Below are 26,285 nucleotides of genomic sequence, written 5' to 3'. Positions count from 1 at the left end.
TCACATAGACACACAAAAGCCAGGCCCACGGTCAAGAGCTCAAAACAACGAACAGAACCTCAGCGCATCATAGACGGCGGCATGGATGTTGCGGCTGGAAACCGCGTCGCCGATCCGCACGAGGTCGAAACGCCCCTCGCTATTGCGCAGCGGCAGCGGTGGCTGACGATTGATCAGGGCGGAATAGTCCACCGCACCAAGATTTCGCGAAAGCGGCTTCAGCTCAAGATAGGGCCCGTCATTGGCAAGCGTGCCATGTTCGACGACGACCTGGGAGACGCGCCGCTCCCACTGTGCGCCGTCTGCAAAATCCGACCCGAGTACGGCGACAAGGGCATTGCCGTCGCGCCGGACGGATTTGAGCCGCGTGTTGATGGTCACCTTGACGTTCCGTTCTGCGAAGGTACGGGCATAGGGCACGTGGTTCATGCCCCCCATATCGGGCGCGAAAAAGCGTTCGGGCGACACAAGCTCGAGCTCCGCGCCGCTTCTGGCAATCACCTCAGCCGCCGACATGCCCGGATGTGCGCCATTGTCATCGAAGAGCAGTACAGTGTCGGCGATCCTGACGCCGCCGGCGAGGATTTCCCAGGAAGATGTCACAAGCTCATCGCCTGCATCGAGTTCTGGCTGCTGCGCGATGCCACCGGTCGCAATGACAACGAGGTCGGGTTGAAGAGCAATGACGTCGCTTGCCTCTGCGTAGACATCATAGTGCATGCGAACACCCAGCCGCTCCAGTTCCGCCAGCCGCCAGTCGATGATACCAATCATCTCCTTGCGCCGGAGATTGCGGATAAGCAGATTGACCTGTCCGCCGGCCTTTCCGGTCGCTTCCAGAACATCCACCTCATGGCCACGCTCGGCAAGCACGCGGGCGGCCTCGAGACCGGCCGGTCCGGCACCGACCACGACCGCCTTACGACGGATCTCCGCCTTGGGGATCTCATGCGGGATTTGCCCTTCACGACCGGTCGCGGCATTGTGGATACAGAGTGCCTCGCCGCCTTCGTAGATACGGTCGAGACAATAGGTGGCGCCGACACAGGGCCGGATGCGAGCCTCCTCACCGCTCTCGATCTTGCGCACGATATGGGGATCGGCAATATGGGCGCGCGTCATGCCGACCATGTCGAGCTTTCCCTCGGCGATCGCATGACGGGCTGTTGCCACGTCACCGATGCGCGCAGCATGAAAGACGGGGAACTTTGTTATCGCCTTCACTTCGCCGGCAAAATCGAGATGCGGGGCAGACGCCATGCCCTGGATCGGAATGACCTCGTTGAGCGCGACATCGCTGTCGATATGACCGCGAATGATGTTGAGAAAATCGATATCGCCGGATCGCGCGAATCGTGAAGCGATCTCTATGCCTTCCTCGCGTGACAGTCCTTTCTCCCAGTCCTCGTCGGCGACAAGGCGCATGCCGACGATGAAATCCGGCCCGACCGCCTCGCGAACTGCCCGCGTGACCATGACCGAAAAACGCATGCGATTGTCGAGCGAACCGCCGAATTCGTCCTCGCGCCGATTGGTCGCCGGCGACCAGAAGCCATCCAGCAGATGGCCGTAGGCCTCGATCTCGATACCGTCGAGGCCGGCTTCCTGCATGCGCTGCGCCGCCGTGGCATAGTCTGCCACAATGCGGTCGATGTCCCAGTCTTCGGCCTCTTTCGGGAAGGCCCGGTGCGCCGGCTCACGGATCGGCGAGGCTGACAGCACAGGCAACCAGTCGCCCCTGTTCCAGCCCGTGCGGCGGCCAAGATGCGTGAGCTGGATCATGACCGCTGCACCGAACTCATGACAGTCGTCTGCAAGTCTCTTCAGCCAGGGCACGATCTCGTCGCGATAGGCATGGAGATTGCCGAAGGATGGCGGAGAGTCAGGCGAGACGACCGCCGATCCCGCCGTCATGGTGAGTGCAATACCGCCTCTCGCCTTTTCCCTGTGATAGAGCCGGTAGCGATCCGTCGGCATGCCGTTTTCCGAATAGGCCGGCTCGTGAGCGGTCGACATGACGCGGTTTTTCAGCGTCAGGTGCTTGAGTTGGAAAGGCTGCAGCAGGGGATCTCTAGAGGTCATATCCGCTCTCGTCGCTTGGGTGGGAGTGGCAATCGAACCGCTATTCTGGCCGATGCCGCAACGAATGACGATCCGGCCGACGCCGCATTCTAGCCGGCATGCGCCCGCCGGCTGCGGCTAAGGTCGATTGCGGTGTGCCAGAGCACGGCTCCAAGGATGACGGCACCCCCAAAGAAGGTGGCAATCGGCGGCTGTTCGGAAAACATGAGCCAGACCCAGAACGGGGTCAATACAATCTCCATTGTTCCGATCAGTGCGGCTTCGGCCGGCGGCATTCGCCTCGCCCCCGCCAGGAAAAGCACGAGCGCCAGCGAAAAATTGGTCGCTCCGAAGGCTGCCAGCACGATCCAGTTGTGAAGATCGAGCGAGCCGACCGAGCCGAAAGGGGCGAAAATGATAAGCGTCAGGAAGGCGCTGACAACGGTCGGCGGCAGGCTCGGCACCTCGGGATTGATGCGCGGAATGATGATGACGAGTGCGAAGGAAACCGTCATGCCGAGCGCCAGCAGGTCGCCGAGCCCGGTCCCGCCGCCGATCGACGAGGCAACGATGACCACAACACCCAGAAGAGAAATGCCCCCGGCAATCAGCGTGCGCCTGGCGACCCCCTCTTTCAGGATGATCCATCCGAACAGGGCGGCGATGAAGGGTGCGGTCGAATAGATCATCGTCACATTCGCGACGCTGGTCATATAGAGCGCCCCGATGAAGCAGCCCTGACTGACGGTCTGGCAGACAATCATAGCCAGACCGGATGGATGCAGGACCGAACGCCATTGCTTTCGCGAAATCCCGCCTTCGAGGAACAGGCAGGGGATCAGCAGGAACAGCCCACCGAACAGCGAGCGCCAGGCAATGGCCGTCCAGACATCGGTCGTCAGGAGCCGCGAGTAGACCCCGCTGGCGCTCCAGGCAAGCGTCGCCCCGATAACGAGAAGGATGCCCTTCTCGCGCTCGCCGGCACCGAGGTGCCTGGCCGGATGGTCAATGGTCACGCAGGTTATTCTCGAAGGAGGAAAAGTCGAACGCACCTCCTTTTTGCACCCGCAATTGACATCAGACAAACGAATAGTAGAGATGGATGTCATCGATTTTTTCTATGGCTGTCCATGCGCGAGCCCATCGAGAGTGATCTTCTCCGAACCTTCCTTGTCGTCGTCGAGACCACCAATTTTTCGGCGGCCGCACAGCGCGTCGGCAGAACACAGTCTGCGATCAGTGCTGCGATCAAGAAGCTGGAAGACACGATCGGCGAAGCACTGTTCGAACGCGGCGCCCGAGGGGTGGTGCTGACACGTCAGGGCGTCCAGCTCGTCCCCTATGCCCGCCGTGTCATCGATCTCCTGAGCGAGGCGGCGGCGACGATCCGCAGCAAACCGCTCGGCGGTCCTGTCCGCATCGGCATTCCCGAGGAATATAGCCAGACGGTGCTGCCCGCGGCACTTGCGGCCTTTGCCGTTCGCCATCCGGCCGTCGAAGTCACGGTCTCCTGCGATTATACTGTCCGCAACATCGCCGCCCTGGAACGCGACGAGCTCGATCTCGCCGTCGTCTTCGACTGGAGCGATCAGATGAGTGGCGAAGTGCTCTGCATCGACCCGACCGTCTGGGTGACCTCGATCGTCCACCGGCTGCACGACATCGACCCGCTGCCGATCGCAACCTATAGAGACTCGAGCTGGTGTCGCGAGTTTGCATTGAAGTCCCTACACCAGCTCGGGCGCAACTACCGGGTCGCCTTCATTGCCGACACCAGTTCCGGGCTGAAGAACGCCGTGACGGCCGGTCTTGCCGTGACGACGCTGTCGCGCAGCAATATCCCGCCCGGCTGCCGGGAACTGACGACGGAGGACGGCTTCCCGCCGGTCGATTCCTCCAGGGTCGTTCTTCGTCGCAACACATTCCGGTCGAGCGAAGCGGTTCGCGAGCTTGCCGAGATGGTGCGCGACGCCTTCCAGCCTATGGCCGGGCCTCCGATGGCCTGACCGTATGCCGCAGCCGTCGCCGCGTTTCCGAGGGACTTTCGGAATAGCTTGCCCGATAGCTTCGCGCGAAGGCGGAGGCAGAATTGAAGCCGGTTGCGGCTGCAATATCGGCAAGGGATGCCGTCGTCTCGATCACCTTGCGCCGCGCCGCATTCAATCTCAGGGCAAGATAATGGATATGGGGCGGCGCACCGATCGAGGCCTGGAAGAGATCCTGCAGGTGCCGGGCGCTGATCCCGACCCTGCGGGCAAGACGCGCCAGCACGATCGGCTGCTCGATATTGTCCTCCATCAGCCGCACGGCGTGGGCCACCCGCGGATCATCCATGCGCAAGCCCGCCGACAGCGCCTCGTCGGCATGAAAGGATGGCTGCTCGTAGCGGAACAGCCGACTGACCTCGAGCGCCAGCGAATAGCTCTGACGCCGCCGGATGACCTCCAGCATCAGGTCCACGGTCGGCAGCGAGCCTGATGTGGTCAGCCGCTTGCCGTCGATGACGAACCGGTCCTTGACGACCGAGACCTGCGGATAGGCGAGCGCGAAATCCTCGTAGTCCTCCCAATGGACGGTCGCCGACAAGCCGTCGAGCAGGCAGGCTTCCGCAAGCAGCCAAGTACCGGATTCGATGCCGGCGATCATGGTCCGGTGGCGTGCCGCCTGCGATAGCTGCATCTTCAGGCCAGCAGTCGCGCTTTGCCGCCAGTTGTAGCTCGCCAGCACGAAGAGCGGCGTATCCGATGCCGTGGTCTGGAACGTTCCCTGTGTCGGTATGGCAATGTGGCTGGTTGTCGGCACCGCTTCTCCATCAGGCGTGAAGATGCGCCAACGGTAGAGCTCGCTGCCGGAAATGCGGTTTGCCCCGCGCAGCGGTTCGATGACGGAAGCGATAAGGATGAGGTTGGTATCCGGCAGGACGAGAAGATCGATGTCGAGCCGTTCCGTCGATCGCTCCAGCACAGTCCCCTCCCTAGTGTTCCGATAATGTATCGATCGATTCCGAAAATGCAAAGCATCCTCTCCCATCCTGGCGCGTAATACCCTCAAGACGAGGGAGAACAACAAACATGCCTCTTGCGATGAACCGCGATGTTTTCATCACCTGCGCCGTCACCGGTGCCGGCGATACGGTTTCGAAATCCAGCCACGTTCCCATTACTCCCAAGCAGATCGCGGATTCCGCGATCGACGCCGCCAAGGCTGGGGCGGCGGTCGTTCACTGCCATGTCCGCGATCCGGAAACCGGTGCCGCGAGCCGCCGCAACGACCTCTACAGGGAGGTCACCGACCGCATCCGTTCGGCAGACGTCGATGTGGTGCTGAACCTGACGGCCGGTATGGGTGGAGACCTGATTTTCGGCGACGTCGAAAGCCCCCTTCCCTTAAAGGCGAAGGGGACGGACATGGCAGGCGCAACCGAGCGCGTCAGCCATATTGCCGAATGCCTTCCCGAAATCTGCACGCTCGACTGCGGCACGATGAACTTCAATCTCGGCGACTACGTCATGACCAACACGCCCGCCATGCTGCGGGCAATGGCCAAGAAAATGACCGATCTCGGTGTGCGTCCCGAGATCGAAGCCTTCGACACCGGCCATCTGTGGTTTGCAAAGCAGCTCGCCGAAGAGGGCCTGATCGAGGATCCGGTGCTCATCCAGCTCTGCATGGGCATTCCGTGGGGTGCCCCCGACGACCTCAACACCTTCATGGCAATGGTCAACAACGTGCCCGATAGCTGGACCTTCTCAGCCTTTTCGATCGGTCGCAACGCCATGGCCTATCCAGCTGCCGCGGTTCTGGCGGGCGGCAATGTTCGCGTTGGCCTGGAGGATAATCTCTATATCGGCAAGGGCGCTCTCGCCACCAATGCGCAGCTCGTCGAAAAGGCGGTGCAGGTGGTCGAAGGCATGGGCGCGCGGATCATCGGTCCTGAGGACGTCCGCAAGAAACTGAAACTGACGAAGCGCTGAGGACGAAATGACAGGGATTACCAAAGCGGCCTGTATCGGCGGCGGCGTCATCGGCGGCGGATGGATTGCACGTTTTCTGCTTGCCGGCATTGATGTCAGCGTCTTCGATCCGCATCCGGAAGCAAGCCGCATCGTCGGCGAGGTCCTTGCCAATGCGGAAAAGGCCTATGGGATGCTGACCGGCGCCCCGCTGCCGCCGCGAGGTCGGCTCACCTTCGAAAAGTCCCTGCAAGAGGCCGTCTCCGGTGCCGACTGGATCCAGGAAAGCGTGCCGGAACGGCTCGATTTGAAGCGCCGCGTCTTAAGCGAGATCGACGCTGCCGCACGTCCGGATGCCCTGATCGGCTCATCCACTTCCGGCTTGCTGCCGAGCGACCTGCAGCGCGACATGAAGCATCCCGAGCGTCTCTTCGTCGCCCATCCCTATAATCCCGTCTACCTGCTGCCGCTGGTGGAGATCGTCGGCGGTGAGAGGACCTCGAAAGCCACCATCGAGGCAGCGATGGAGTGTCTGGTCCCGATCGGCATGAAGGGCGTCCATATCGCCAAGGAGATCGAGGCCTTCGTCGGCGACCGGCTGCTCGAAGCGCTCTGGCGCGAGGCGCTCTGGCTCATCCATGACGATATCTGCACCGTCGAGACGCTCGACGACGTCATCCGCTATTCCTTCGGCCTGCGCTGGGCGCAGATGGGCTTGTTCCAGACCTATCGCATCGCCGGCGGCGAGGCCGGCATGCGCCATTTCCTGGCCCAGTTCGGGCCATGCCTTGCCTGGCCCTGGACGAAGCTAACCGACGTCGTCGATCTCGACGACGCGCTGATCGAGAAGATCGGAAAACAATCCGACGAACAGGCTGCCGGTCTTTCAATCCGCGCATTGGAGCGCATCCGCGACGAAAACCTCGTCGGCATCCTGCAGGCGCTGAAGGCCGGAAACGACGGCAAGGGCTGGGGTGCCGGCGAATTGCTGAAGGATTTCGAACGTGCCCTCTGGGCAGCAGGCGGCGGGAAAACCGCTGCTGTCGATCCCACAGAACCCCTGAAGCTCGTCGAGACGAAGGTGAGCCCCGCCTGGGTCGACTATAATGGCCACATGACGGAGCATCGCTATCTGCAGGTCTTTGGCGACACCTCCGACGCGCTCTTGCGCCTGATCGGGGTCGATCTTGCCTATGTCGAGGCTGGGCAGAGCTACTATACGGTCGAGACCCATATCCGCCATCTCGGCGAGGCAAAGCTCGGGCAGGCCATCCATTCGACATGCCAGATCCTCGCAGTCGATGAGAAGCGGCTGCACCTCTTCCACACGATCTGCGACACCGAGAGCGGCGCCGTGTTCGCCACTGCCGAGCAGATGCTGCTGCATGTCGATACCGAGGCCGGCAAGGCGACCCCAGCGCCAGCCGCCGTACTCGACAAGGCGAATGCTATTGCCGCGGCTCACTCAACGCTGCCTCCCCCGGAAGGGGCCGGCCGCCATGTCGGCCAGAAACGATAAGGAGATCGTCATGGATTTCGGCCTCAGCGAAGAGCAGGAAATGATCGTCGAGACGGTCCGCGGCTTCGTCGAAACCGAAATCTATCCGCATGAAAACGAGGTTGAGCGCACCGGCATCGTCCCGCCGGATCTCGCGGTTGAGATCCGACGCAAATGCATCGACCTCGGCTTCTATGCCTGCAATTTCCCCGAAGAGGCCGGCGGCGCCGGCCTCGACCATGTCACCTTCACGCTGGTTGAGCGCGAACTTGGCCGCGGCTCCATGGCGCTGACAGTCTTTTTCGGACGTCCCTCCGGCATTCTGATGGCCTGCGAGGGCGAGCAGCGCGAACGTTATTTGCTTCCTGCCGTCCGCGGAGAAAAGATCGACGCGCTGGCGATCACCGAACCGGACGCCGGTTCTGACATGCGCGGCATGAAATGCACCGCTCGCAGCAACGGCAGCGATTTCGTGCTCAATGGCACCAAGCATTTCATTTCGCATGCCGATGCCGCCGATTTCATCATCGTCTTTGCCGCAACCGGCGAGGAGGAAACGCCAAAAGGCCTCAAGAAGAAGATCACCGCATTTCTGGTCGATCGCGGCACGCCGGGCTTCGAGATTCTCAAAGGCTATGATTCCGTCTCCCACCGCGGCTATCACAATTGCACCCTGAGCTTTGCTGACTGCCGTATTCCGCAGTCCCAGGTGCTCGGCGAACTGCATCGCGGTTTCGAGCTTGCCAACCAGTGGCTTTACGGCACGCGGCTGACGGTCGCTGCCACCTGCGTCGGCAGGGCGCGGCGCGTCTTCGACATGGCTTTGTCCTATGCCGCCGAGCGCAAGCAGTTCGGCAGGCCGATCGGCGCCAACCAGGGCGTCTCCTTCAAGCTTGCCGACATGATCACGGAGATCGACGCAGCCGACTGGCTAACACTTTCGGCGGCATGGCGCCTGGATGCCAGCCTATCCTCCGATCGCGAAATCGCGTCGGCCAAGCTCTACGCCTCTGAAATGCTTGCGCGCGTCACGGATGAGGCGATCCAGATCTATGGCGGCATGGGCCTGATGGATGACCTGCCGCTCGCCCGCTTCTGGCGTGATGCGCGCGTCGAGCGCATCTGGGACGGCACGTCGGAGATCCAGCGCCATATCATCAGCCGCGATCTCCTGCGGCCTCTGGGAGCGTAGCCGATGACCTCCCGCCCGCTCGAGCGCCTGTTCAGACCACAAACGATCGCCGTCTTCGGCGGCCGTGAGGCGCGCCGGGTGATCGAACAGTGCGACCGGATGGGGTTTGCGGGTGAGATCTGGCCCGTTCATCCGACGCTCGATGAGGTCCTCGGACGGAGGTGTTACAGAAATGTTTCCGAACTGCCCTCTCCGCCAGACGCGGCCTTCGTCGGCGTCAACAGGTCATTGACCATCGAGATCGTTCGCAGCCTGTCGGCAGCTGGCGGCGGCGGCGCGGTCTGTTATGCCTCAGGCTTCAGCGAGGCAGTGGCGGAACTTGCCGATGGCGCCGACCTGCAACAGGCGCTGATTGCCGCTGCAGGCGACATGCCGATCCTCGGACCGAACTGCTACGGCTTTATCAACGGTCTCGACGGCGCGCTGCTCTGGCCCGACCAGCACGGCATGGCGCGTGTCGATCGCGGCGTAGCGATCCTGACCCAATCGTCGAATATAGCGCTCAACCTGACCATGCAGACGCGCGGTCTGCCGATCGCCTATGTCGTGACCTCAGGCAACCAGGCGCAAACTTCGCTGTCCGACGTCGCCTGTGGCCTGCTTTCCGACCCGCGCGTGACGGCGCTTGGCGTGCATGTCGAAGGCTTTGGAGATCCGGCCGCGCTCGAACGCCTCGCCGCCACTGCCCGCCTGACGAAAAAGCCTGTTGTCGTGCTGAAAGTCGGCAGGTCCGAACAGGCAAGACAGGCAACGCTTTCCCATACCGCATCGCTTGCCGGTGGCGATGCCCTGGCCGATGCGGTGCTTTCCCGCCTCGGCCTCGGCCGCGTCGAAACGCTGCCGGCGCTGCTTGAAACGCTGAAGCTCCTGCATGTCGCCGGCCCGCTGCCAGACGCTTCGATCTCCTCGATGAGCTGTTCAGGCGGCGAGGCCTCGTTGATGGCGGATGCTGCAGTCGGGCGCGCTGTTGCGTTCCGGGACCTCGAGCCGGACCAGTTGCCGCGTCTGAGACGCATCCTCGGCAACATGGTGACGCTTTCCAATCCGCTCGACTACCACACGTTCGTGTGGGGCGATCTCGCGCGCCAGACAGAGGCTTTCACTGCCATGTTCGAGGGTGGCTACGCCCTTAATCTCGTCGTGCTCGATTTTCCCCGCACCGACCGGTGCAGTACAGCCGACTGGGTGACGACGGCGGATGCCGTCATTGCCGCTGCCTCTGCGACAGACGCACTCGCCGGGATCCTGGCGACCCTGCCCGAGACCATGCCGGAGGCCGTCGCCAGCCGCCTGATCGCCGAAGGCGTCGTTCCCTTCTGCGGCATCGATGAAACCCTGATTGCCGCGGAAGTCGCAGCCGGCATCGGCCATGCCTGGCGCAAACCGCCTCCCCTGCCGCTTCTCAATATGCCGTCCGTTGAAGGCGCCGTCGAAACGCTGACGGAGGCCGATGCCAAGATGGAACTCAACCTCGCCGGCCTTCGGATACCCAAAGGCCTGATTGCGAGTACGCCCCTTCAGGCGGCAGATTGTGCTGAGCGGATCGGCTTTCCCGTCGTCCTGAAAGCGCTCGGCGTCGCACACAAGACCGAAGCAGGAGCGGTCGTACTCAACCTGAAGGATGCAAGGGCCGTATCGGATGCCGCATCAAAGATGGCTGTGACAAGCGGTTTTCTGGTCGAGCAGATGATCGACCGTCCCGTCGCCGAGCTGATTGTCGGCGCCTCCCGCGACCCGGTTTTCGGATTGTCGCTGACGCTTGGCGCCGGCGGGATTTTCGTCGAATTGCTGGAGGATTCCGTCATTCTGCCACTGCCAACGACGAGATCGGATATTTCAGAAGCAATTTCACGCCTGAAGATCGCAAAATTGATTGAAGGATATCGTGGAGGCCCGAAGGGCGACCTCGAAGCGACCGTGACGGCTGTCGCACGGGCGGCAGATTATGTCGTAATGAATGCGGCACGGCTGGAGGAACTCGACATTAATCCATTGATGGTTCTTCCCGAAAGTCGCGGCGTTGCCGCAGTCGATGCCCTGATCCGGCGAAGGAGGTAGCATAGGTTGAGCGACCCCATTCGCACCCGACAGGTTGGCGCAGTGCTGGAAGTCATCATCGACCGGCCGAAGGCAAATGCCATCGACCTTGCGACCAGCCGCGCCATGGGATTGGTATTCCGTGATTTCCGCGATGACCCCTTGCTCCGCGTGGCGATCGTCTCCGGCACGGGCGAGAAATTCTTCTGTGCCGGATGGGACCTGAAGGCTGCCGCAGCAGGCGACGCGGTCGACGGCGACTATGGTGTCGGCGGTTTCGGCGGGCTGCAAGAACTGCGCGATCTCAACAAGCCGGTCATCTGTGCCGTCAACGGCATCTGTTGCGGCGGCGGGCTGGAGATCGCGCTCTCCGCCGACCTGATCCTCGCAGCCGAACATGCTACCTTCGCCCTTCCGGAAATCCGCTCCGGCACGGTTGCCGATGCCGCCTCGGTGAAGCTACCGAAGCGCATCCCCTATCATATCGCCATGGACATGCTTTTGACCGGCCGCTGGCTTGACGTCCAGGAGGCGCATCGCTGGGGGTTTGTCAACGAGATCCTGCCAGCGGACAAGCTGATGGAGCGGGCCTGGGATCTCGCCCGCCGGCTCGAAAGCGGACCGCCGCTCGTCTACGCGGCAATCAAGGAAATCGTCCGTGAATCGGAGGGTTCGACCTTCCAGACTGCCATGAACAAAATCACCAAACGGCAGTTTGCGACGGTCGACCGACTTTATTCGAGCGAGGACCAATTGGAAGGCGCCCGGGCTTTCGCCGAGAAACGAAGCCCTAACTGGAAAGGACGGTAACAAGGCGGCGGCAACCGCATCATCTTCCCGCAAGCGTGCGGGCACCGCGAACGGAAGAGGAAACCGTTCGGGGATCATGCCCAAAAACCGAAGTCAACGCACCATAAGAAGGAGAAGGGGAATGAACGACTACACGAAATATCTCGCAAGCCGGGTGACCGCCGGTGGCCTCAGCCGCCGCGAATTCCTGGGACGCGCCATGGCAGCCGGCCTGACGCTTGCTGTTGCCGATAAGCTCTTTACCGAAAGTGCCGAGGCCGCCGAACCGAAGCGTGGCGGTCATCTGAAGCTCGGCCTCGAAGGTGGTGCCGCCACCGATTCGAAGGATCCGGCGAAGTTCCTGTCGCAGGTCATGTTCTGCATCGGCCGCTGCTGGGGCGACATGCTGGTCGAATCCGATCCGCTGACGGGGGCTGCCGTGCCGTCGCTTGCCGAATCCTGGGAGCCGTCGAAGGACGCGGCGACCTGGACCTTCAAGATCCGCAAGGGCGTCAAGTTCCACGATGGCAAGGAACTCACCATCGACGACGTCGTTGCGACGCTGAAGCGTCACACCGACGCGAAGTCGGAATCCGGCGCGCTCGGTGTTCTCGGTTCGATCAAGGAGATCAAGGCCGACGGCGGCAATCTCGTGCTGACGCTTTCCGAAGGCAATGCCGACATGCCGCTGCTGCTGTCGGACTACCATCTGGTCATCCAGCCGAACGGCGGCGTCGACGATCCGCTGGCCTCGATCGGCACCGGCCCCTACAAGATGACGAGCTTCGAGCCCGGCGTCCGCGCCACCTTCGAGAGGAACAAGGACGATTGGCGCACGGACCGGGGTTATGTCGATTCGATCGAAATCATCGGCATGAACGACGCCACCGCCCGCATCGCGGCACTGTCGTCCGGCCAGGTCCACTACATCAACCGCGTCGATCCGAAGACCGTCAATCTGCTGAAACGCGCTCCGAACGTCGAGATCCTCTCGACCGCCGGCCGCGGCCACTACGTCTTCATCATGCACTGCGACAAGGCGCCGTTCGACAACAACGACCTGCGCCTGGCGCTCAAATACGCCATGGACCGCGAGACCATGGTGGAGAAGATCCTCGGCGGTTACGGCAAGGTCGGCAACGACTTCCCGATCAACAGCACCTATGCGCTTTTCCCCGAGGGCATTGAGCAGCGCGTCTACGATCCCGACAAGGCGGCCTTCCACTACAAGAAATCAGGTCACAGCGGTTCGGTCCTTCTACGCACTTCCGAAGTCGCCTTCCCCGGCGGTGTCGACGCGGCCGTCCTCTATCAGGAAAGCTGCAAGAAGGCCGGCATCGAGATCGAGGTCAAGCGCGAGCCGGGCGACGGTTACTGGACCAACGTCTGGAACGTCCAGCCCTTCTCGACCTCCTATTGGGGCGGCCGTCCGACGCAGGACCAGATGTATTCCACCGCCTATCTCTCGACGGCGGACTGGAACGACACCAAGTTCAAGCGTCCTGACTTCGACAAGCTGTTGCTGCAGGCCCGCTCCGAACTTGATGAAGCCAAGCGCAAGGACATGTATCGCACCATGGCGATGATGGTACGCGACGAGGGCGGCGTGATCCTGCCGATGTTCAACGATTTCGTGAACGCCTCCACCAAGCAGGTGAAGGGTTATGTGCACGACATCGGCAACGACATGTCGAACGGCTACGTCGCAACGCGCGTCTGGCTGGACGCCTGATGGCAAGGGGGCACATGCCCCTCCGACCTTCAACGAAGCCGGGACCGTGGGATGAAAACCCGCGGTCCTCCCGACGTTTTAGCGCGAGGTCCTCGCCATGACCAATCCTGCCTCAAGCAATATCTTGCCCGGCCTCAGGTTCCGGCAGCGTTTTCCGCTGCTTGCCCTCATCCTCGAGCGCTTCGTGCTCAGCCTCGTGCTGCTTTTTGCCGTTTCCATCCTGATCTTCGGCGGCCTGGAAGCCCTGCCCGGCGATTTTGCTACCACCTATCTCGGCCAGTCGGCGACGCCGCAGGCCGTTGCCAATATTCGTCAAGATCTCGGATTGAACCGCCCGGTCACGACGCGTTACGTCGAATGGCTCGGCAACGCCATTCAGGGTGATTTCGGCACCTCCTGGGCCAGCAAGAATTCGGTGAGCGAACAGATCGGCAAACGCCTCGGCAATTCGCTTTTTCTGGCCGGTTTCGCAGCGGTGATATCCGTGCCGCTCGCCATCGGCCTCGGCATGCTGTCGGTGCACTTCCGCAACCGCCTGCCTGACAAGATCATCAACGTCATCTCGCTTGCGGCGATCTCGCTCCCGGAATTCTTCATCGGCTACCTGCTGATCCTGTTCTTCGCGGTGAAGTTCGGCATGGCCACATTTCCGGCGACCGTCTACGACAGCATGGGCTTCGTCGAGCGATTGAAGGCGATCGCGCTGCCGACGGCGACCCTCGTGCTCGTCGTGCTCGCGCACATGATGCGCATGACGCGGGCTGCGATCCTCTCCGTCATGTCCTCGGCCTATATGGAAACCGCTGAGCTGAAGGGCCTTAGCGCCTTCCGCGCGATCGTCAAACACGCCGCCCCCAATGCGCTCGCGCCGATCATCAACGTCGTCGCATTAAACCTCGCCTATCTCGTCGTCGGCGTCGTCGTTGTCGAAGTCGTCTTCGTCTATCCCGGCATGGGGCAATACATGGTCGATGCAGTCACCGTGCGCGACATGCCGGTGGTGCAGGCCTGTGGCCTTATCTTTGCCGCCGTCTACATCTTCCTCAACATGATGGCCGATATCCTCGCGATCATCGCCAATCCCAGGTTGAGGCATCCAAGATGAGATTGCGAGATATCCCCATCACCGCCTGGATCGGCATGTTTGGCATCGCCGTCGCCTTCATCTTCGCGATCTTCGCACCCTGGATCGCGCCCTATGGCGAGACGCAGGTCGTCGGCGACGTCTGGCAGTTGCCTGATGATCAATATATCTTCGGTCTCGATAATCTCGGCCGCGACATTCTCTCGCGCCTGATCTACGGCGCACGCACGACGCTGCTGGTCTCATCCGCCGCCACCGTCATCTCCTTCTCGCTCGGCGTCATCTTAAGCTTCACCGCCGCCGTCTCGCGCGGCCTCATCGACACCGTCCTCTCACGCTTCAACGATCTAATGATGTCGATCCCGACGCTGATCTTCGCGCTCGTGGTTCTTGCGGTGCTGCCGCAAAACCTCATCGTTCTGATCCTCGTCATGGCTATCCTCGATTCCACCCGCGTCTATCGTCTCGGCCGCGCCGTGGCGCTCGATGTCGCGGTGATGGAATTCGTCGAGGCAGCGAAACTTCGCGGCGAAGGCAAGCTCTGGATCATCTTCCGCGAGATCCTGCCGAACACGCTGTCGCCGCTGCTCGCCGAATTCGGGCTGCGTTTCGCCTTCTCGATCCTGTTCCTCTCGACACTTTCCTTCCTCGGCCTCGGCATTCAACCGCCCGCGGCCGATTGGGGCGGCATGGTCAAGGACAACAAGGACGGCATCATCTTCGGCATCTCCGCAGCGCTGGTGCCGGGCACGGCGATCGCCGTGCTTGCCGTCTGTGTCAACCTCGTCGTCGACTGGCTCTTAAAACGCACATCCAGCCTCAAGGGAGGGCGCGGCGATGCCTGAGCTTCTTTCCGTTCGCAATCTGAAGATCGAAGCCACCAGCTATCCGCCGGGCGAACCGCCCAGGCGGGTGACGATCGTCGATGGGGTTTCCTTCGACCTGCAGAAGGGCAAGGTTCTCGGCCTTATCGGGGAATCGGGCGCCGGCAAGTCGACGATCGGCCTTTCCGCACTCGCCTATGGCCGGGGTGGAGCCGAAATCACCGGCGGCGAGGTGCTGCTCGACGGTGCCAACATCCTGGCGCTCAGCAAGAACGGCATCCGTCAAATTCGCGGCGCGCGGGTCTGCTACGTCGCGCAGTCGGCTGCCGCTGCTTTCAATCCTGCGCATCGGCTCGGCGATCAGGTGGTCGAAGCTTCGATCAAACATGGATTGATGAGTAAGGACGAGGCGCGCAAGCGCGCGCTTTATCTGTTCGGCGTTCTCGGCCTGCCCAATCCCGAAAGCTTCGGCGAGCGCTTTCCCCACCAGGTCTCGGGCGGCCAGCTGCAGCGCGCCATGACGGCGATGGCGCTCTGCTCCAACCCCGAACTGATCGTCTTCGACGAACCGACCACGGCACTTGACGTCACCACCCAGATCGACGTCTTGGCAGCGATCAAGCACGCCATCGAGGAGACCCATACCGCGGCTCTCTACATCACCCACGACCTTGCGGTCGTCGCCCAGATCTCCGACGACATCATGGTGCTGCGCCATGGTCGGACGGTGGAATATGGCAGCGTCCGGCAGATCATCGAAGAGCCACGGGAGGATTATACCCGCGCCCTCGTCAATGTACGGCAGAGCTTGCGACAGGAAGCAACCGACCAGTCCGACACTTTATTGAAAGTCGAAAACGTCAGTGCGGAATATTCCAATGGCTTCAAGGTCCTGAACGATGTCAGCCTCCATCTACCGAAGGGACAGACACTAGCGATCGTCGGTGAATCGGGCTCGGGAAAATCGACGCTCGCCCGCGTCATCACCGGGCTCTTGGCGCCCAGCGCCGGGACGATCTCCTTTGCCGGCAAGCCGTTGACCGCCGAGGTCAGGCATCGTTCGCGCGACGATCTGCGCCGTATCCAGCTCATCTATCAGATGGCCGACACGGCGATGAACCCGCGCCAGACCGTGCGCGACGTCATCGGTCGACCGCTGACCTTCTACTACGGCCTCAGGGGAGCTGCGAAGACGGGCCGCGTGAAGGAACTGCTCGACCAGATCGAGATGGGCAACGGCTTCCTGAACCGCTACCCGGCAGAGCTCTCGGGCGGCCAGAAGCAGCGCGTCGCCATCGCCCGCGCGCTTGCGGCCAAGCCGGAACTCATCCTCTGCGACGAGCCGACCTCGGCACTCGACCCGCTGGTTGCCGAAGGCATTCTGAAACTGCTGCTGAAGCTGCAGGAAGAGGAACATCTCTCCTACGTCTTCATCACCCATGATATCGCTATCGTGCGCGCCATCGCCGACAGCGTCGCGGTGATGCATCGCGGCAAGCTCGTCCGCTTCGGTCCCAAATCCCAAGCGCTATCGCCGCCCTTCGACGATTACACCGACCTGCTGCTGAAATCCGTGCCCGAGATGGAGATCGGCTGGCTAGAGCGGGTACTGACGACGCGGAAGATGGCAAGCGCTGGAAATTGAAGGCTCGAAATCTTCCGGCACTCATCCGGATCTGATGGCTTCGTCGCGAATCGGTGTCTTCAATACTCTGCCGGCACCGCATACACTTCCGCGGACGGATCTGCGAGGAACGAGCGCACCGTCGGTGGCAGCTGGCGTGAAGACAGCGGCAGTGGGCCGCAGCGCGACAGAAGCTCGCGCAGGTCGGGCTCTGCGCCGACATGCCGCCAGATCATCCGCGACGCATAAGGGAGATTTTCCCTTCGCCAGGAAACTCCCATTGTCGTCCCGCGCAGATAGACGCGCTGGTACTCGTCGAATGGCAGGAGGATCGTCTGTGACAGTATCGGATTCGGGCCGACGACCCGCTCCGTAATGAAGATCCGGTTTCGATAGAAGGCCGCAAGGCCGACATATTTCGAAAACTGCTGGATGCCGTTTCCAGGATCCCGCAGACGCTCCATTGATTTGACATGCACAAGCCCACCCTTCTCGACAATGCGGCTGCACGAACAGACAACCATTCCCGGCCAGGACGGTGAGCGATGATATGTCTGGAAATAGCCGATATGGCGCCGGAGCGCGGTCAGATCTCCTGGGAACGCCTTTAACAGTTCGGAACTTTGATTGAGGTCTAGAGTCGGTTTGCGAAGCCGCTCGCGAAAGAGCCTTGGAGCGAGACCAAAGTCGGCTGCGTCGAGATCGAAATACTTGGCTATGCGCGCGAGATTATGGGCAGAGGGCCTCGTCTGGCCGTTGATATATCGATTGAACTGCTGCCGATTGATATCGATCGCGCGGCACAGATGCGAAATGGAACGCTGCGTGGCACAGGCAATCTTGAGGTTCTCGACCAGGTGAGGCATCGGCGGCTCTGTCTTAATGGTAGTAGCGTAAACTCGCTGAAAGATGCGTCAAGTCGCGAAATTGTGTGAAGCAGCCTGACCTCTACGTTCCCTTCTAATAAAGTTGAAAAAGGGAACTGCAATGACACGTGAAAAGGATCAATCTTCGCCGCTGAGTATCGGCCGCCGTCACTTCCTGGGCGGCGCCGTCGCGCTGGGCGCTTTGCCTGCCCTCGCCTCCGGCCTCCTGATGCCGCGCGAGGCCCGCGCGCAGGAAGCGAAGCGCGGTGGTCATCTGAAACTCGGCCTCAAGGGCGGCGCCACCAGTGATGCGCTCGACCCTGCGACCTATAGCGCCTCCGTGTTGTTCGTCATTGGCCGTCTCTGGGGCGACACACTTGTCGAATCCGACCCCAAGACCGGTGCGCCCTTGCCGTCGCTGGCGACTTCCTGGGCGCCATCGGTGGACGCGTCCGTCTGGACTTTCAAGATCAGGAACGACGTGCAGTTTCACGACGGCAGCAAGATGACCGTCGCGGACATCGTCGCGACACTGAAGCGACATGCGGACAAGAATTCGCAGTCGGGTGCTCTGGGGCTCATGGCCTCGATCATCGGTATCGAAGAAAAAGCGGGCGACCTTGTCCTGACGCTTTCGGAAGGCAATGCGGACCTGCCTTTGCTTTTGACCGACTACCATCTGATCATCCAGGCGAAGGGCGGTGTCGACAAGCCTGCGGCGGCCATCGGTACAGGTCCTTACATTCTGAAAAGCTTCGAACCGGGCGTGCGGGCAACCTTCGAGAAGAACCCGAAGGATTGGCGCTCCGACCGCGGCTTTGTCGACAGCGTCGAAATCCTCGTCATCAACGACAACACCGCCCGCGTTGCCGCACTTGCCTCCGGCCAGGTCCATTTCGTCAACAATGTCGACCCCAAGACCGTCCCGATGCTGCAGCGAGCACCGACCGTCGACATCCTCCGGAATGCAGGCAAGGGCTTCTATTGTTTCCTGATGCATTGCGACACGGCTCCCTTCGACAACGCCGATCTTCGGCTTGCGCTGAAATATGCCATCGATCGTCAGGCGATCCTCGACAAGGTTCTGGGCGGCTACGGAACGATCGGCAACGACTATCCGGTCAATTCCAACTACGCCCTCGCCCCGACCGATATCGAGCAGCGCCCTTATGATCCGGACAAGGCCGCCTTCCACTTCAAGAAATCGGGTCTCGACCGCTCCATTCAGCTGCTCACGTCAGACGCAGCCTTTCCGGGCGCCGTGGATGCGGCGATCCTGTTCCAGCAAAGCGCGGGCAAGGCCGGCATCACGATCGACGTCAAGCGCGAACCGGAAGACGGCTACTGGACCAATGTCTGGAACAAGCAGCCCTTCTGCGCCTCGTTCTGGGGCGGTCGTCCGACCCAGGATTCGCGCTATTCCACCTCCTACCTGTCGACCGCAGAATGGAACGACACGCGTTTCAAGCGCCCTGACTTCGACAAATTGGTTCTGCAAGCAAGGTCTGAACTCGATGAGGCCAAGCGCAAGGTGCTTTATCGGCAATTGGCGCTGATGGTGCGAGACGATGGCGGTCTGATCCTGCCCGTCTTCAACGACAACATCATGGCCTCTTCGAAGACGCTGAAGGGCTATGTCGACGACATCGGCAACGATATGTCCAACGGCTACATCGGCAGCCGTGTGTGGCTTAATGCCTAAAGCTCTTCTGGATATATGACCATGTCAGACCGCAGCTTCACGACTATCGAAAATCAGTGGATCACCTTGAAGGACGGCACGCGGCTCGCCGCACGCATCTGGATGCCCGACGGCGCGGAGAAGGATCCCGTGCCGGCGGTCTTCGAGTTCCTGCCTTATCGTAAGCGCGACGGGACAAGCCCGCGTGATGAATCCACCTACCCGGTCTTCGCTGCAGCCGGGATTGCCGGCGTGCGTGTCGACATCAGAGGCTCCGGCGAATCCAGTGGCATTATCGATGGCGAATATACCGAGCTTGAGCTTGCCAATGCCTGTGAGCTGATCGCCTGGATCGCAGCGCAACCCTGGTCGAACGGCTCGGTCGGCATGATGGGTATTTCCTGGGGCGGCTTCAACTGCCTGCAGGTCGCAGCCTTGAAGCCCCCGGCGCTAAAGGCGGTGATTTCGATCGCTTCCACGGTCGACCGCTATAATGACGACATCCACTACAAGAACGGTTGCCACCTCTCCGCCCAGCTTTCCTGGGCGGCGACCATGCTTGCCTACCAATCGCGCTCCCCCGATCCGGCCATCGTCGGCGACGATTGGCGCGATATGTGGCGGCAGCGCCTGGAGCAGGAACCCTTCTTCATGGAAGAATGGCTGGAGCATCAGCGGCGTGACGATTTCTGGCGGCATGGGTCGATCTGCGAAGATTTCGCGGGCTTCGATATTCCCGCCATCGTCATCGCCGGCTGGGCGGATGGCTATCGCAACACGCCGTTGCTGGCCGTCGAGGGTCTCGGCGAGAAGGCGAAGGCGTTGATCGGTCCATGGATCCACAAGTATCCGCATTTCGCCTGGCCGAAGCCGCGGGTCGATTTTCATGGCGAAGCTATCGCCTGGTGGAACCGCTGGCTGCGCGGCGAGCGCAACGGCGCGGAGACCATGCCATCCTTACGCGCCTATATTCTCGATGCCATAAAGCCCGCCACGCGCCGCGATTTCGACCCCGGTTTCTGGATCGCCAAGCGTAGTTGGCAGCAGCCGGACATGCAGTGCTTCTATGTCGAGCAGTTCGGCGCCTTGATGGAAGGCATGCCGATCCCACATGCGCCGGAACATCCCGTTTATCTGCGCTCGCCGCTCGATACGGGCACGGCCTCGGGCGAATGGTTCACCCTGAAGCCGGATGCGGAACTGGCGATCGATCAGCGCCTCGATGACGCCGGATCGCTGACCTTCCAAACCGCGCCGCTGGTCGAGGACCATGATTATCTCGGACGCCCAGCGGTCAGATTGACGCTCAGATGCGACGCCGAAACCGCCAATCTCTGCGCAAGGCTCATCGATATCCATCCAGACGGCACGGCAACGCGCGTCTCCTTCGGCGTGCTCAATCTCGCTCATCGCAATGGCAATGCTGCACCGGAGCCGCTGAGCAAGGGGGAACTGACAACCATTACCATCACGCTCGATGCCTGCGGCTATCGTTTCCGCAAGGGGCATCGTATCCGCCTGTCGCTATCAACGGCCTATTGGCCGATGGTACTGCCACCGCCGGAAGATCCGGGGCTGACAATCGACATCGCCTCCATCGGTCTAGCTTTGCCCAAGCTCGGCGCGCATGAGATCATCGACACCAAGCAGCCCGACAATCCCGATCCCCTGCCGAAATATATCGAACACGCACCCGCCTCCACAAAACGGCAGGTGGTGCGCGATCTCTCGGCGGGGGTCACGCGCTATGAAATCCATGAGGATACCGGCCTTTTCGAGCATCCCGGCACCGGTCTTTCCACCCGGCAGCTGCGTGAGGAAACCTGGTCAATCGCGCCGCACGATCCGCTATCGATGACGGGCACCTCGACCTGGACTTGCGACATGCAGCGGCCTGGTTGGTCCGTGACGACGGTTACGACCGCATCGATCGGCTGCACGGCAACGCATTGGATCATCGCCGCCTCGGTCGTCGCCTATGAAGGCGGGGTAAAAGTCTTTGAAAAGGATTTTGGCGAGACGGCAATCGCCCGCGATCTGATGTAGCCGTCAGCGCGACGCGAAGAGCCGCACCGCCTCGCATACCGCCTTGAAGCCTGCCCGGGCACCCTCGCTCATATGGCGGGCGCGCAGCCAAGCATGCACCATCTGCGGTTCCTCCCGGAACCAGACTTCCACGCCAGCCTCCGCAAGCCGGGCAGCGTAGGCTCGTCCATCGTCTCGCAACGGATCGAACCGCGCGACGGTGATGAAGGCAGGAGCAAGACCTTCGACCGATGTGGCGTGAAGCGGTGCGGCGACGGGATGGTGCAACGGTGTCTGCAGAACCCTGCGATAATAGGCGACATCAGCCGTGGTCAGACCCGGTGCATTTGCCATTTCAACATAGGAACCTTTCTGCAAGTCGCCACCCAGCGCCGGATAGACGAGAACCTGACCGGCGATACCAGGCAGGGGCTCTTCCAGCGCCCTGATGGCGAGCCCTGCCGCCAGGTTGGCACCGGCGCTATCGCCGATGATGACGACCTTGCTACCGGCGGACGACAGCAGATGCTTCAAGACGAGGAAGCAATCCTTGCTCTGCGCCGGCCAGCGGTACTCGGGCGCCAGCCGGTAGTCGACGGAAACGAGTTCGGCGCCAGCAAAATCGGCGATTTCAGCGCAGATCGAGTGATGGCTTTCGAGCGAGCCGACAACAAAGCCTCCGCCGTGAAGATAGAGGAGAACGGTTGATGTGGTTATTGTCCGTGGCCGATACCGGCGGATCGGTATCCGCAGCACCATGCCATCGGCATAGACCAGCGCCTGCGGCAACGGGCGGTCAAACCGTGCGCAAAGCGCATCGTACCATTGCCGTTGTTGTTCGATCGATGCTTCGACCGCGTCCGGCGGATAGAAGCCTTCGCAAATCTCAAGAAATTCCAGAATGCCCTCTTCGGTGGGCATCGGTCGGTCGATCGACATGAAGATCCTTCCGCGTGCTCGCAAGATGCTGTCAGGCGGCAACCAGCTAGCCGATACTGCATCATGCACGCGCTCCGCCACGACGCCTGCCTTGCTGCGACCCCCGGTGTCGCCGGCAAGTCCGCCCTTGGAAAACAGGCACGCATGAGCGCCCGGAACAACGGATGTCGGCAAGGCGATAGTGTGCAATCATCAAGTTGGCTATCGTGAAGTGACAACTGCGACCCACGCCGCCGAGAGGATCACTCATGCGACGACCAGTGCCGCTTCTGAAGAGGACAATGGACCTGATCGGCGCTCACGAGCCAGACCAGTACCCGCCGGCAACAGCCGGTTCCGTCAGGCGAACTGGTGGCGGATGCATCCGTAGACCCCTTCCCCCGAAAAGCCCCTGAACGTGAGCAGCATCGAATATCATGGCCCGTCCCAATATTCTCATCATCATGGTCGACCAACTGAACGGCACGCTGTTTCCGGACGGGCCAGCCGATTTCCTGCATGCACCGCATCTCAAGGCACTCGCTGCCCGTTCGGTCCGTTTTGCCAATAGTTATACGGCGAGCCCCCTCTGCGCGCCGGCGCGCGCCTCCTTCATGTCGGGCCAGTTGCCGAGCCGAACGCGCGTCTACGACAATGCGGCCGAATTTGCCTCCGACATTCCGACCTATGCGCACCATCTCCGGTCAGCCGGCTATCACACCAGCCTGTCGGGTAAGATGCATTTCGTTGGCCCCGACCAGCTGCACGGCTTCGAGGAGCGTCTGACGACGGATATCTATCCGGCAGATTTCGGCTGGACGCCCGATTACCGCAAGCCTGGAGAGCGGATCGACTGGTGGTATCACAATCTCGGCTCGGTCACCGGCGCGGGGGTCGCCGAGATCACCAATCAGCTCGAATATGACGACGAGGTCGCCTACAACGCCACCCGCAAGCTCTACGACCTGTCACGCCGGCAAGACGAGCGTCCCTGGTGCCTGACCGTCAGTTTCACCCATCCTCACGATCCCTATGTCGCCAGGCGCAAATTCTGGGATCTCTACGAGGACTGCCCGGCCCTTGACCCGACTGTTCCGGCACTGCCTTTCGACGAGACGGATCCGCATTCGCAACGCCTGCTCGAGGCCTGCGACCATACGGCCTTCGATATTACCACCGAGGAGATTCGCCGGGCCAGGCGCGGCTATTTCGCCAACATCTCCTATATCGACGAGAAAGTCGGAGAAATCCTCGAGGTGCTGGAGCGGGGGCGGATGCGCGACAATACCGTCATCCTGTTCGTCTCGGACCATGGGGACATGCTCGGCGAGCGCGGCCTATGGTTCAAGATGTGCTTCTTCGACGGGTCTGCGCGCGTCCCGCTGATGATATCGGCACCCGACTGGCAGCCCGCCTTGATCGATCAGCCGGTCTCCACTCTTGACGTTACACCGACGCTCGCATGCCTTGCCGGCCTGGATATTTCGGCGATTGCCAAATGGACGGATGGCGAAGATTTGGCACAGCTGTTGAATGGCGCGAAAGCCCGCGGTCCGGTTTTGATGGAATATGCGGCCGAAGGATCGATAGCACCGCTGGTGGGCATTCGCGCCGGGCGCTTCAAACTGACGGTCTGCGAGAAGGATCCCCCCCTGCTGTTCGACCTTCAGGCCGATCCCCACGAGCTCGTCAATCTGGCCGGAGATCCGGCCTATGCGAACACGCTGGGCACGCTTCTCGATCAGGCGAAGCTACGTTGGGACCTTGCAGCTTTCGATGAAGCGGTTCGAGAAAGCCAGGCACGGCGCTGGGTCGTCTATCCGGCCTTGCGCGAGGGAGCCTACTATCCCTGGGATTATCAACCCCTGCAGAAAGCCGCCGAGCGATATATGCGCAATCATATGGATCTGAACGTACTGGAGGAAAACCAGCGGTTTCCTCGGGGCGAATGACGCTCAGGCACACCATTGGGCGCCACACGTGTCCACGGGCCCGACCACCCGCACACCGAACCTTCCTCAAGTGCAATCATCTGCGCGACAGGCCATCTTTCAATGCGGCGTTTGTCGCCATCAATCCCGATCCAAAGCCTTGCTCAAACCTCGGCTTCCAGGATTTCGATCGTCGATAGCAGCAGCATGCGCGCGCCCGAGACTACATGATGCGGCGCCGCATATTCGGCTTCATTATGACTGAGGCCGTCGCGGCAAGGCACGAAGATCATTGCCGCGGGCGCGACCCGGTTGACGAACAGTGCATCATGGAAGGCACCTGACAACATTCTCCTGGTTGCCAGTCCGCCTTTCACCGCGGCCCTGTCCAATGCATCCAGCACCTTTTGAGGAAAGTTGGCCGGCGGCATATTGAAGGTCTGCCTGAGCGCAACCTGGCAACGTTCTGCTTGGGCCTGTTCGCCAAAGACTTGCTCGATGGTCGCGCTCAGCCGCTCGATCTCCGATGGATCCGGGTGACGGATGTCGATGGTGCATCGCGCTATCTGCGGGATGGCGTTGATGGCACCGGGTTCTACGGCGATACGTCCGACGGTAAATCGGGCACGATCGTCCCGAGGCATGATACTGGCGTAAAGTCCGTCGAGAGCCGCGATCATCGCGCGAAGCGGATCTCGACGATAGTTGAGCGCGGTCGTCCCAGCATGGGCGGTCTGGCCCGAGACTGTCACTTCCAGCCACCGCGTCCCCTGAATGCCGGTGACGATACCGATAGGGATATCCTCTTTCTCCAGAGAAGGTCCCTGCTCGATATGCACTTCGAGATATGCGTAAGCAGGAAAGCCGAGATCGCGCATCGCGGCCTGCGGAAGACTGGCAACGGTTGCTCTCAACTCGTCGTCAAACCTTGCGCCATCGGTTGCGATGAGGTCGGACCATGCAAGCGGAATTTCGCCTGCCGAGAAGGCTGATGACCCCATGCAGCCGGGTGCGAAGCGGCATCCCTCCTCGTTGGTCCAGGCAACCACCTCGATCGGCCTTCCGGTTTCAACGCCCGCATCGTCAAGGCTTTCCAGGACCTCGAAGGCCGTCAGTGTTCCGAGCGCACCATCAAAGCGGCCGCCGGAGGGCTGACTGTCGAGGTGGCTGCCGATAAGGAGCGGCGGTGCCGCCTCGTCCCTGCCCGGGCGGCGGATGAAGAGATTGGCGGCGGGATCCTGGAACACGCCGAAACCGCGCGCCTCTGCCAACTCTGCCAGCAGCAACCGGGCCTTTCGATCCAGCTCCGTCAAAGCCTGGCGATTGACGCCGCCGCCCGCGGTCGCGCCGATCTCGGCAAACCGATCCAGGCGTTCCAGCAGACGTTTTCCATTGATAACGGGATTGCCAGTCATGGCGCGGGCCCTCAGGAATAGGCTGCGTCGTGGAAGTCGATCTCAAGGCGTTGGGCACGGCCGAAAATGGCGCTCAATCGCTTGCGTTCGGCAATATCCATTGTCTCGCCAGCCTCGTCCAGCACCGCCTTCAGCCAACGCGCCTGCGCTTCGAATTCCGGTTCGGCATGAAGCCTGACCCATTCCTTGAGAAGTGGATCGCTGATGGCCATCCGGTCGGCCTCGGTCGACCAGGTCCAGTACATCCATTCGGCGGCAAACATGGCGGCGATCGTATCGAGGAAACCGCCGTCACGGGCAATCGCCAGCATTCCCTCTCGGAACGCAGCGACATCGGCTCGGCCGGTGTCATGGCGGGCGGGGTCGATGGCGCGAGTTGCAAAGGTCTTCTCGAAATAGGCAATCTGCTGGTTTGCAAGCGCGTCCAGCACACCGATCAGCCAGCGCTTCTCCTCGATGGTGCCGGCCTTTGCGGTCGCATAGGAGAAGATCGCAATCGCCGTATCGACGAAGGCACCCTCGAAGACCAGATATCGTTCGAAGGCCTCATTCGGGAGACGGTCAGCCTTGATGTCTTCGACGAAGCGGTGGTGGACCATGGCTTCAAAGACGTCGCGGTTCTCGTCGAGCATCTGTTCGGAGAGAGATACCATGA

20 protein-coding genes are annotated in these 26,285 nt (G+C 61.4%); 13 read left to right on the top strand and 7 right to left on the bottom strand.

The window, feature by feature from the left end; all coding sequences use genetic code 11:
- Positions 1 to 39: 39 nt before the first annotated feature.
- Positions 40 to 2,082 (bottom strand): oxidoreductase, encoded by a 2,043-nt coding sequence (locus AC1DTN_RS29410; protein WP_477923762.1) that lies wholly within the window; start codon positions 2,080 to 2,082, stop codon positions 40 to 42.
- A gap of 89 nt (positions 2,083 to 2,171) precedes the next feature.
- A complete protein-coding gene (locus tag AC1DTN_RS29405; RefSeq protein ID WP_477923761.1) occupies positions 2,172 to 3,077 on the bottom strand; it encodes a DMT family transporter in 906 nt (301 codons plus the stop codon).
- A gap of 114 nt (positions 3,078 to 3,191) precedes the next feature.
- Here AC1DTN_RS29405 and AC1DTN_RS29400 point away from each other — a divergent pair, with 114 nt between their 5' ends.
- Positions 3,192 to 4,067 (top strand): LysR family transcriptional regulator, encoded by an 876-nt coding sequence (locus AC1DTN_RS29400; RefSeq protein ID WP_477923759.1) that lies wholly within the window; start codon positions 3,192 to 3,194, stop codon positions 4,065 to 4,067.
- On the opposite strand, the gene AC1DTN_RS29395 is transcribed toward AC1DTN_RS29400, so the two are convergent.
- The gene (locus AC1DTN_RS29395; protein WP_439018890.1) at positions 4,042 to 5,091 is read right to left on the bottom strand and encodes a GlxA family transcriptional regulator; all 1,050 of its coding nucleotides are present in this window, start codon (positions 5,089 to 5,091) and stop codon (positions 4,042 to 4,044) included. The two genes, AC1DTN_RS29400 and AC1DTN_RS29395, sit on opposite strands and share 26 nt — an antisense overlap.
- 41 nt (positions 5,092 to 5,132) lie before the next feature.
- On the opposite strand from AC1DTN_RS29395, the gene bcoG reads away from it, so the two are divergent.
- The 9 genes from bcoG (at position 5,133) to AC1DTN_RS29350 (ending at position 16,815) form a co-directional block, all read left to right on the top strand.
- Complete coding sequence (bcoG, locus tag AC1DTN_RS29390; protein ID WP_477923758.1) at positions 5,133 to 6,035, top strand: 3-dehydrocarnitine:acetyl-CoA trimethylamine transferase BcoG; 903 nt, start codon at positions 5,133 to 5,135, stop codon at positions 6,033 to 6,035.
- A gap of 7 nt (positions 6,036 to 6,042) precedes the next feature.
- On the top strand, positions 6,043 to 7,533 hold the full coding sequence (locus tag AC1DTN_RS29385; RefSeq protein WP_477923756.1) for a carnitine 3-dehydrogenase: 1,491 nt from the start codon (positions 6,043 to 6,045) through the stop codon (positions 7,531 to 7,533).
- 10 nt (positions 7,534 to 7,543) lie between these two features.
- Complete coding sequence (locus AC1DTN_RS29380; protein ID WP_477923771.1) at positions 7,544 to 8,704, top strand: acyl-CoA dehydrogenase family protein; 1,161 nt, start codon at positions 7,544 to 7,546, stop codon at positions 8,702 to 8,704.
- 3 nt (positions 8,705 to 8,707) lie between these two features.
- Positions 8,708 to 10,762, top strand: a complete 2,055-nt coding sequence (locus AC1DTN_RS29375) for an acetate--CoA ligase family protein (RefSeq protein ID WP_477923754.1) — start codon at positions 8,708 to 8,710, stop codon at positions 10,760 to 10,762.
- A 6-nt stretch (positions 10,763 to 10,768) separates the two neighbouring features.
- Positions 10,769 to 11,551: a carnitinyl-CoA dehydratase gene (locus tag AC1DTN_RS29370; protein ID WP_442206640.1), complete on the top strand. Its 783-nt coding sequence runs from the start codon at positions 10,769 to 10,771 to the stop codon at positions 11,549 to 11,551.
- A gap of 121 nt (positions 11,552 to 11,672) precedes the next feature.
- Positions 11,673 to 13,262, top strand: a complete 1,590-nt coding sequence (locus tag AC1DTN_RS29365) for an ABC transporter substrate-binding protein (protein WP_113325140.1) — start codon at positions 11,673 to 11,675, stop codon at positions 13,260 to 13,262.
- 97 nt (positions 13,263 to 13,359) lie between these two features.
- Entirely contained in the window at positions 13,360 to 14,367 is a 1,008-nt protein-coding gene (locus tag AC1DTN_RS29360; RefSeq protein WP_113325141.1) for an ABC transporter permease, read from the top strand.
- A complete protein-coding gene (locus AC1DTN_RS29355; protein WP_113325142.1) occupies positions 14,364 to 15,191 on the top strand; it encodes an ABC transporter permease in 828 nt (275 codons plus the stop codon). The genes AC1DTN_RS29360 and AC1DTN_RS29355 overlap by 4 nt, the downstream gene beginning before the upstream one ends.
- Positions 15,184 to 16,815: an ABC transporter ATP-binding protein gene (locus tag AC1DTN_RS29350; RefSeq protein ID WP_442206639.1), complete on the top strand. Its 1,632-nt coding sequence runs from the start codon at positions 15,184 to 15,186 to the stop codon at positions 16,813 to 16,815. The genes AC1DTN_RS29355 and AC1DTN_RS29350 overlap by 8 nt, the downstream gene beginning before the upstream one ends.
- 59 nt (positions 16,816 to 16,874) lie before the next feature.
- Here the strand turns inward: AC1DTN_RS29350 and AC1DTN_RS29345 are convergent, their stop codons facing one another.
- The gene (locus AC1DTN_RS29345; RefSeq protein WP_442206638.1) at positions 16,875 to 17,660 is read right to left on the bottom strand and encodes a helix-turn-helix domain-containing protein; all 786 of its coding nucleotides are present in this window, start codon (positions 17,658 to 17,660) and stop codon (positions 16,875 to 16,877) included.
- Between the two features lie 121 nt (positions 17,661 to 17,781).
- Here AC1DTN_RS29345 and AC1DTN_RS29340 point away from each other — a divergent pair, with 121 nt between their 5' ends.
- Complete coding sequence (locus AC1DTN_RS29340) at positions 17,782 to 19,362, top strand: ABC transporter substrate-binding protein (RefSeq protein ID WP_477923750.1); 1,581 nt, start codon at positions 17,782 to 17,784, stop codon at positions 19,360 to 19,362.
- A gap of 21 nt (positions 19,363 to 19,383) precedes the next feature.
- Positions 19,384 to 21,387 carry a CocE/NonD family hydrolase gene (locus tag AC1DTN_RS29335; protein ID WP_442206636.1) on the top strand — a complete coding sequence of 668 codons (2,004 nt, stop codon included), beginning with the start codon at positions 19,384 to 19,386 and terminating at the stop codon, positions 21,385 to 21,387.
- Between the two features lie 3 nt (positions 21,388 to 21,390).
- Here AC1DTN_RS29335 and AC1DTN_RS29330 read toward each other — a convergent pair whose 3' ends face one another.
- Positions 21,391 to 22,305 carry an alpha/beta hydrolase gene (locus tag AC1DTN_RS29330; RefSeq protein ID WP_442206635.1) on the bottom strand — a complete coding sequence of 305 codons (915 nt, stop codon included), beginning with the start codon at positions 22,303 to 22,305 and terminating at the stop codon, positions 21,391 to 21,393.
- A gap of 416 nt (positions 22,306 to 22,721) precedes the next feature.
- Here AC1DTN_RS29330 and betC point away from each other — a divergent pair, with 416 nt between their 5' ends.
- Positions 22,722 to 24,236 carry a choline-sulfatase gene (gene betC / locus AC1DTN_RS29325; protein WP_477923748.1) on the top strand — a complete coding sequence of 505 codons (1,515 nt, stop codon included), beginning with the start codon at positions 22,722 to 22,724 and terminating at the stop codon, positions 24,234 to 24,236.
- Positions 24,237 to 24,379: 143 nt separating this feature from the next.
- Here the strand turns inward: betC and AC1DTN_RS29320 are convergent, their stop codons facing one another.
- Positions 24,380 to 25,630 (bottom strand): Zn-dependent hydrolase, encoded by a 1,251-nt coding sequence (locus tag AC1DTN_RS29320; protein WP_442206633.1) that lies wholly within the window; start codon positions 25,628 to 25,630, stop codon positions 24,380 to 24,382.
- Positions 25,631 to 25,641: 11 nt separating this feature from the next.
- Entirely contained in the window at positions 25,642 to 26,283 is a 642-nt protein-coding gene (locus tag AC1DTN_RS29315) for a TenA family protein (protein ID WP_442206632.1), read from the bottom strand.
- Between the last annotated feature and the right edge of the window lie 2 nt (positions 26,284 to 26,285).

Source organism: Rhizobium sp. 01T444 (assembly GCF_056398305.1).
This window is presented reverse-complemented; position numbering and strand designations above follow the sequence as displayed.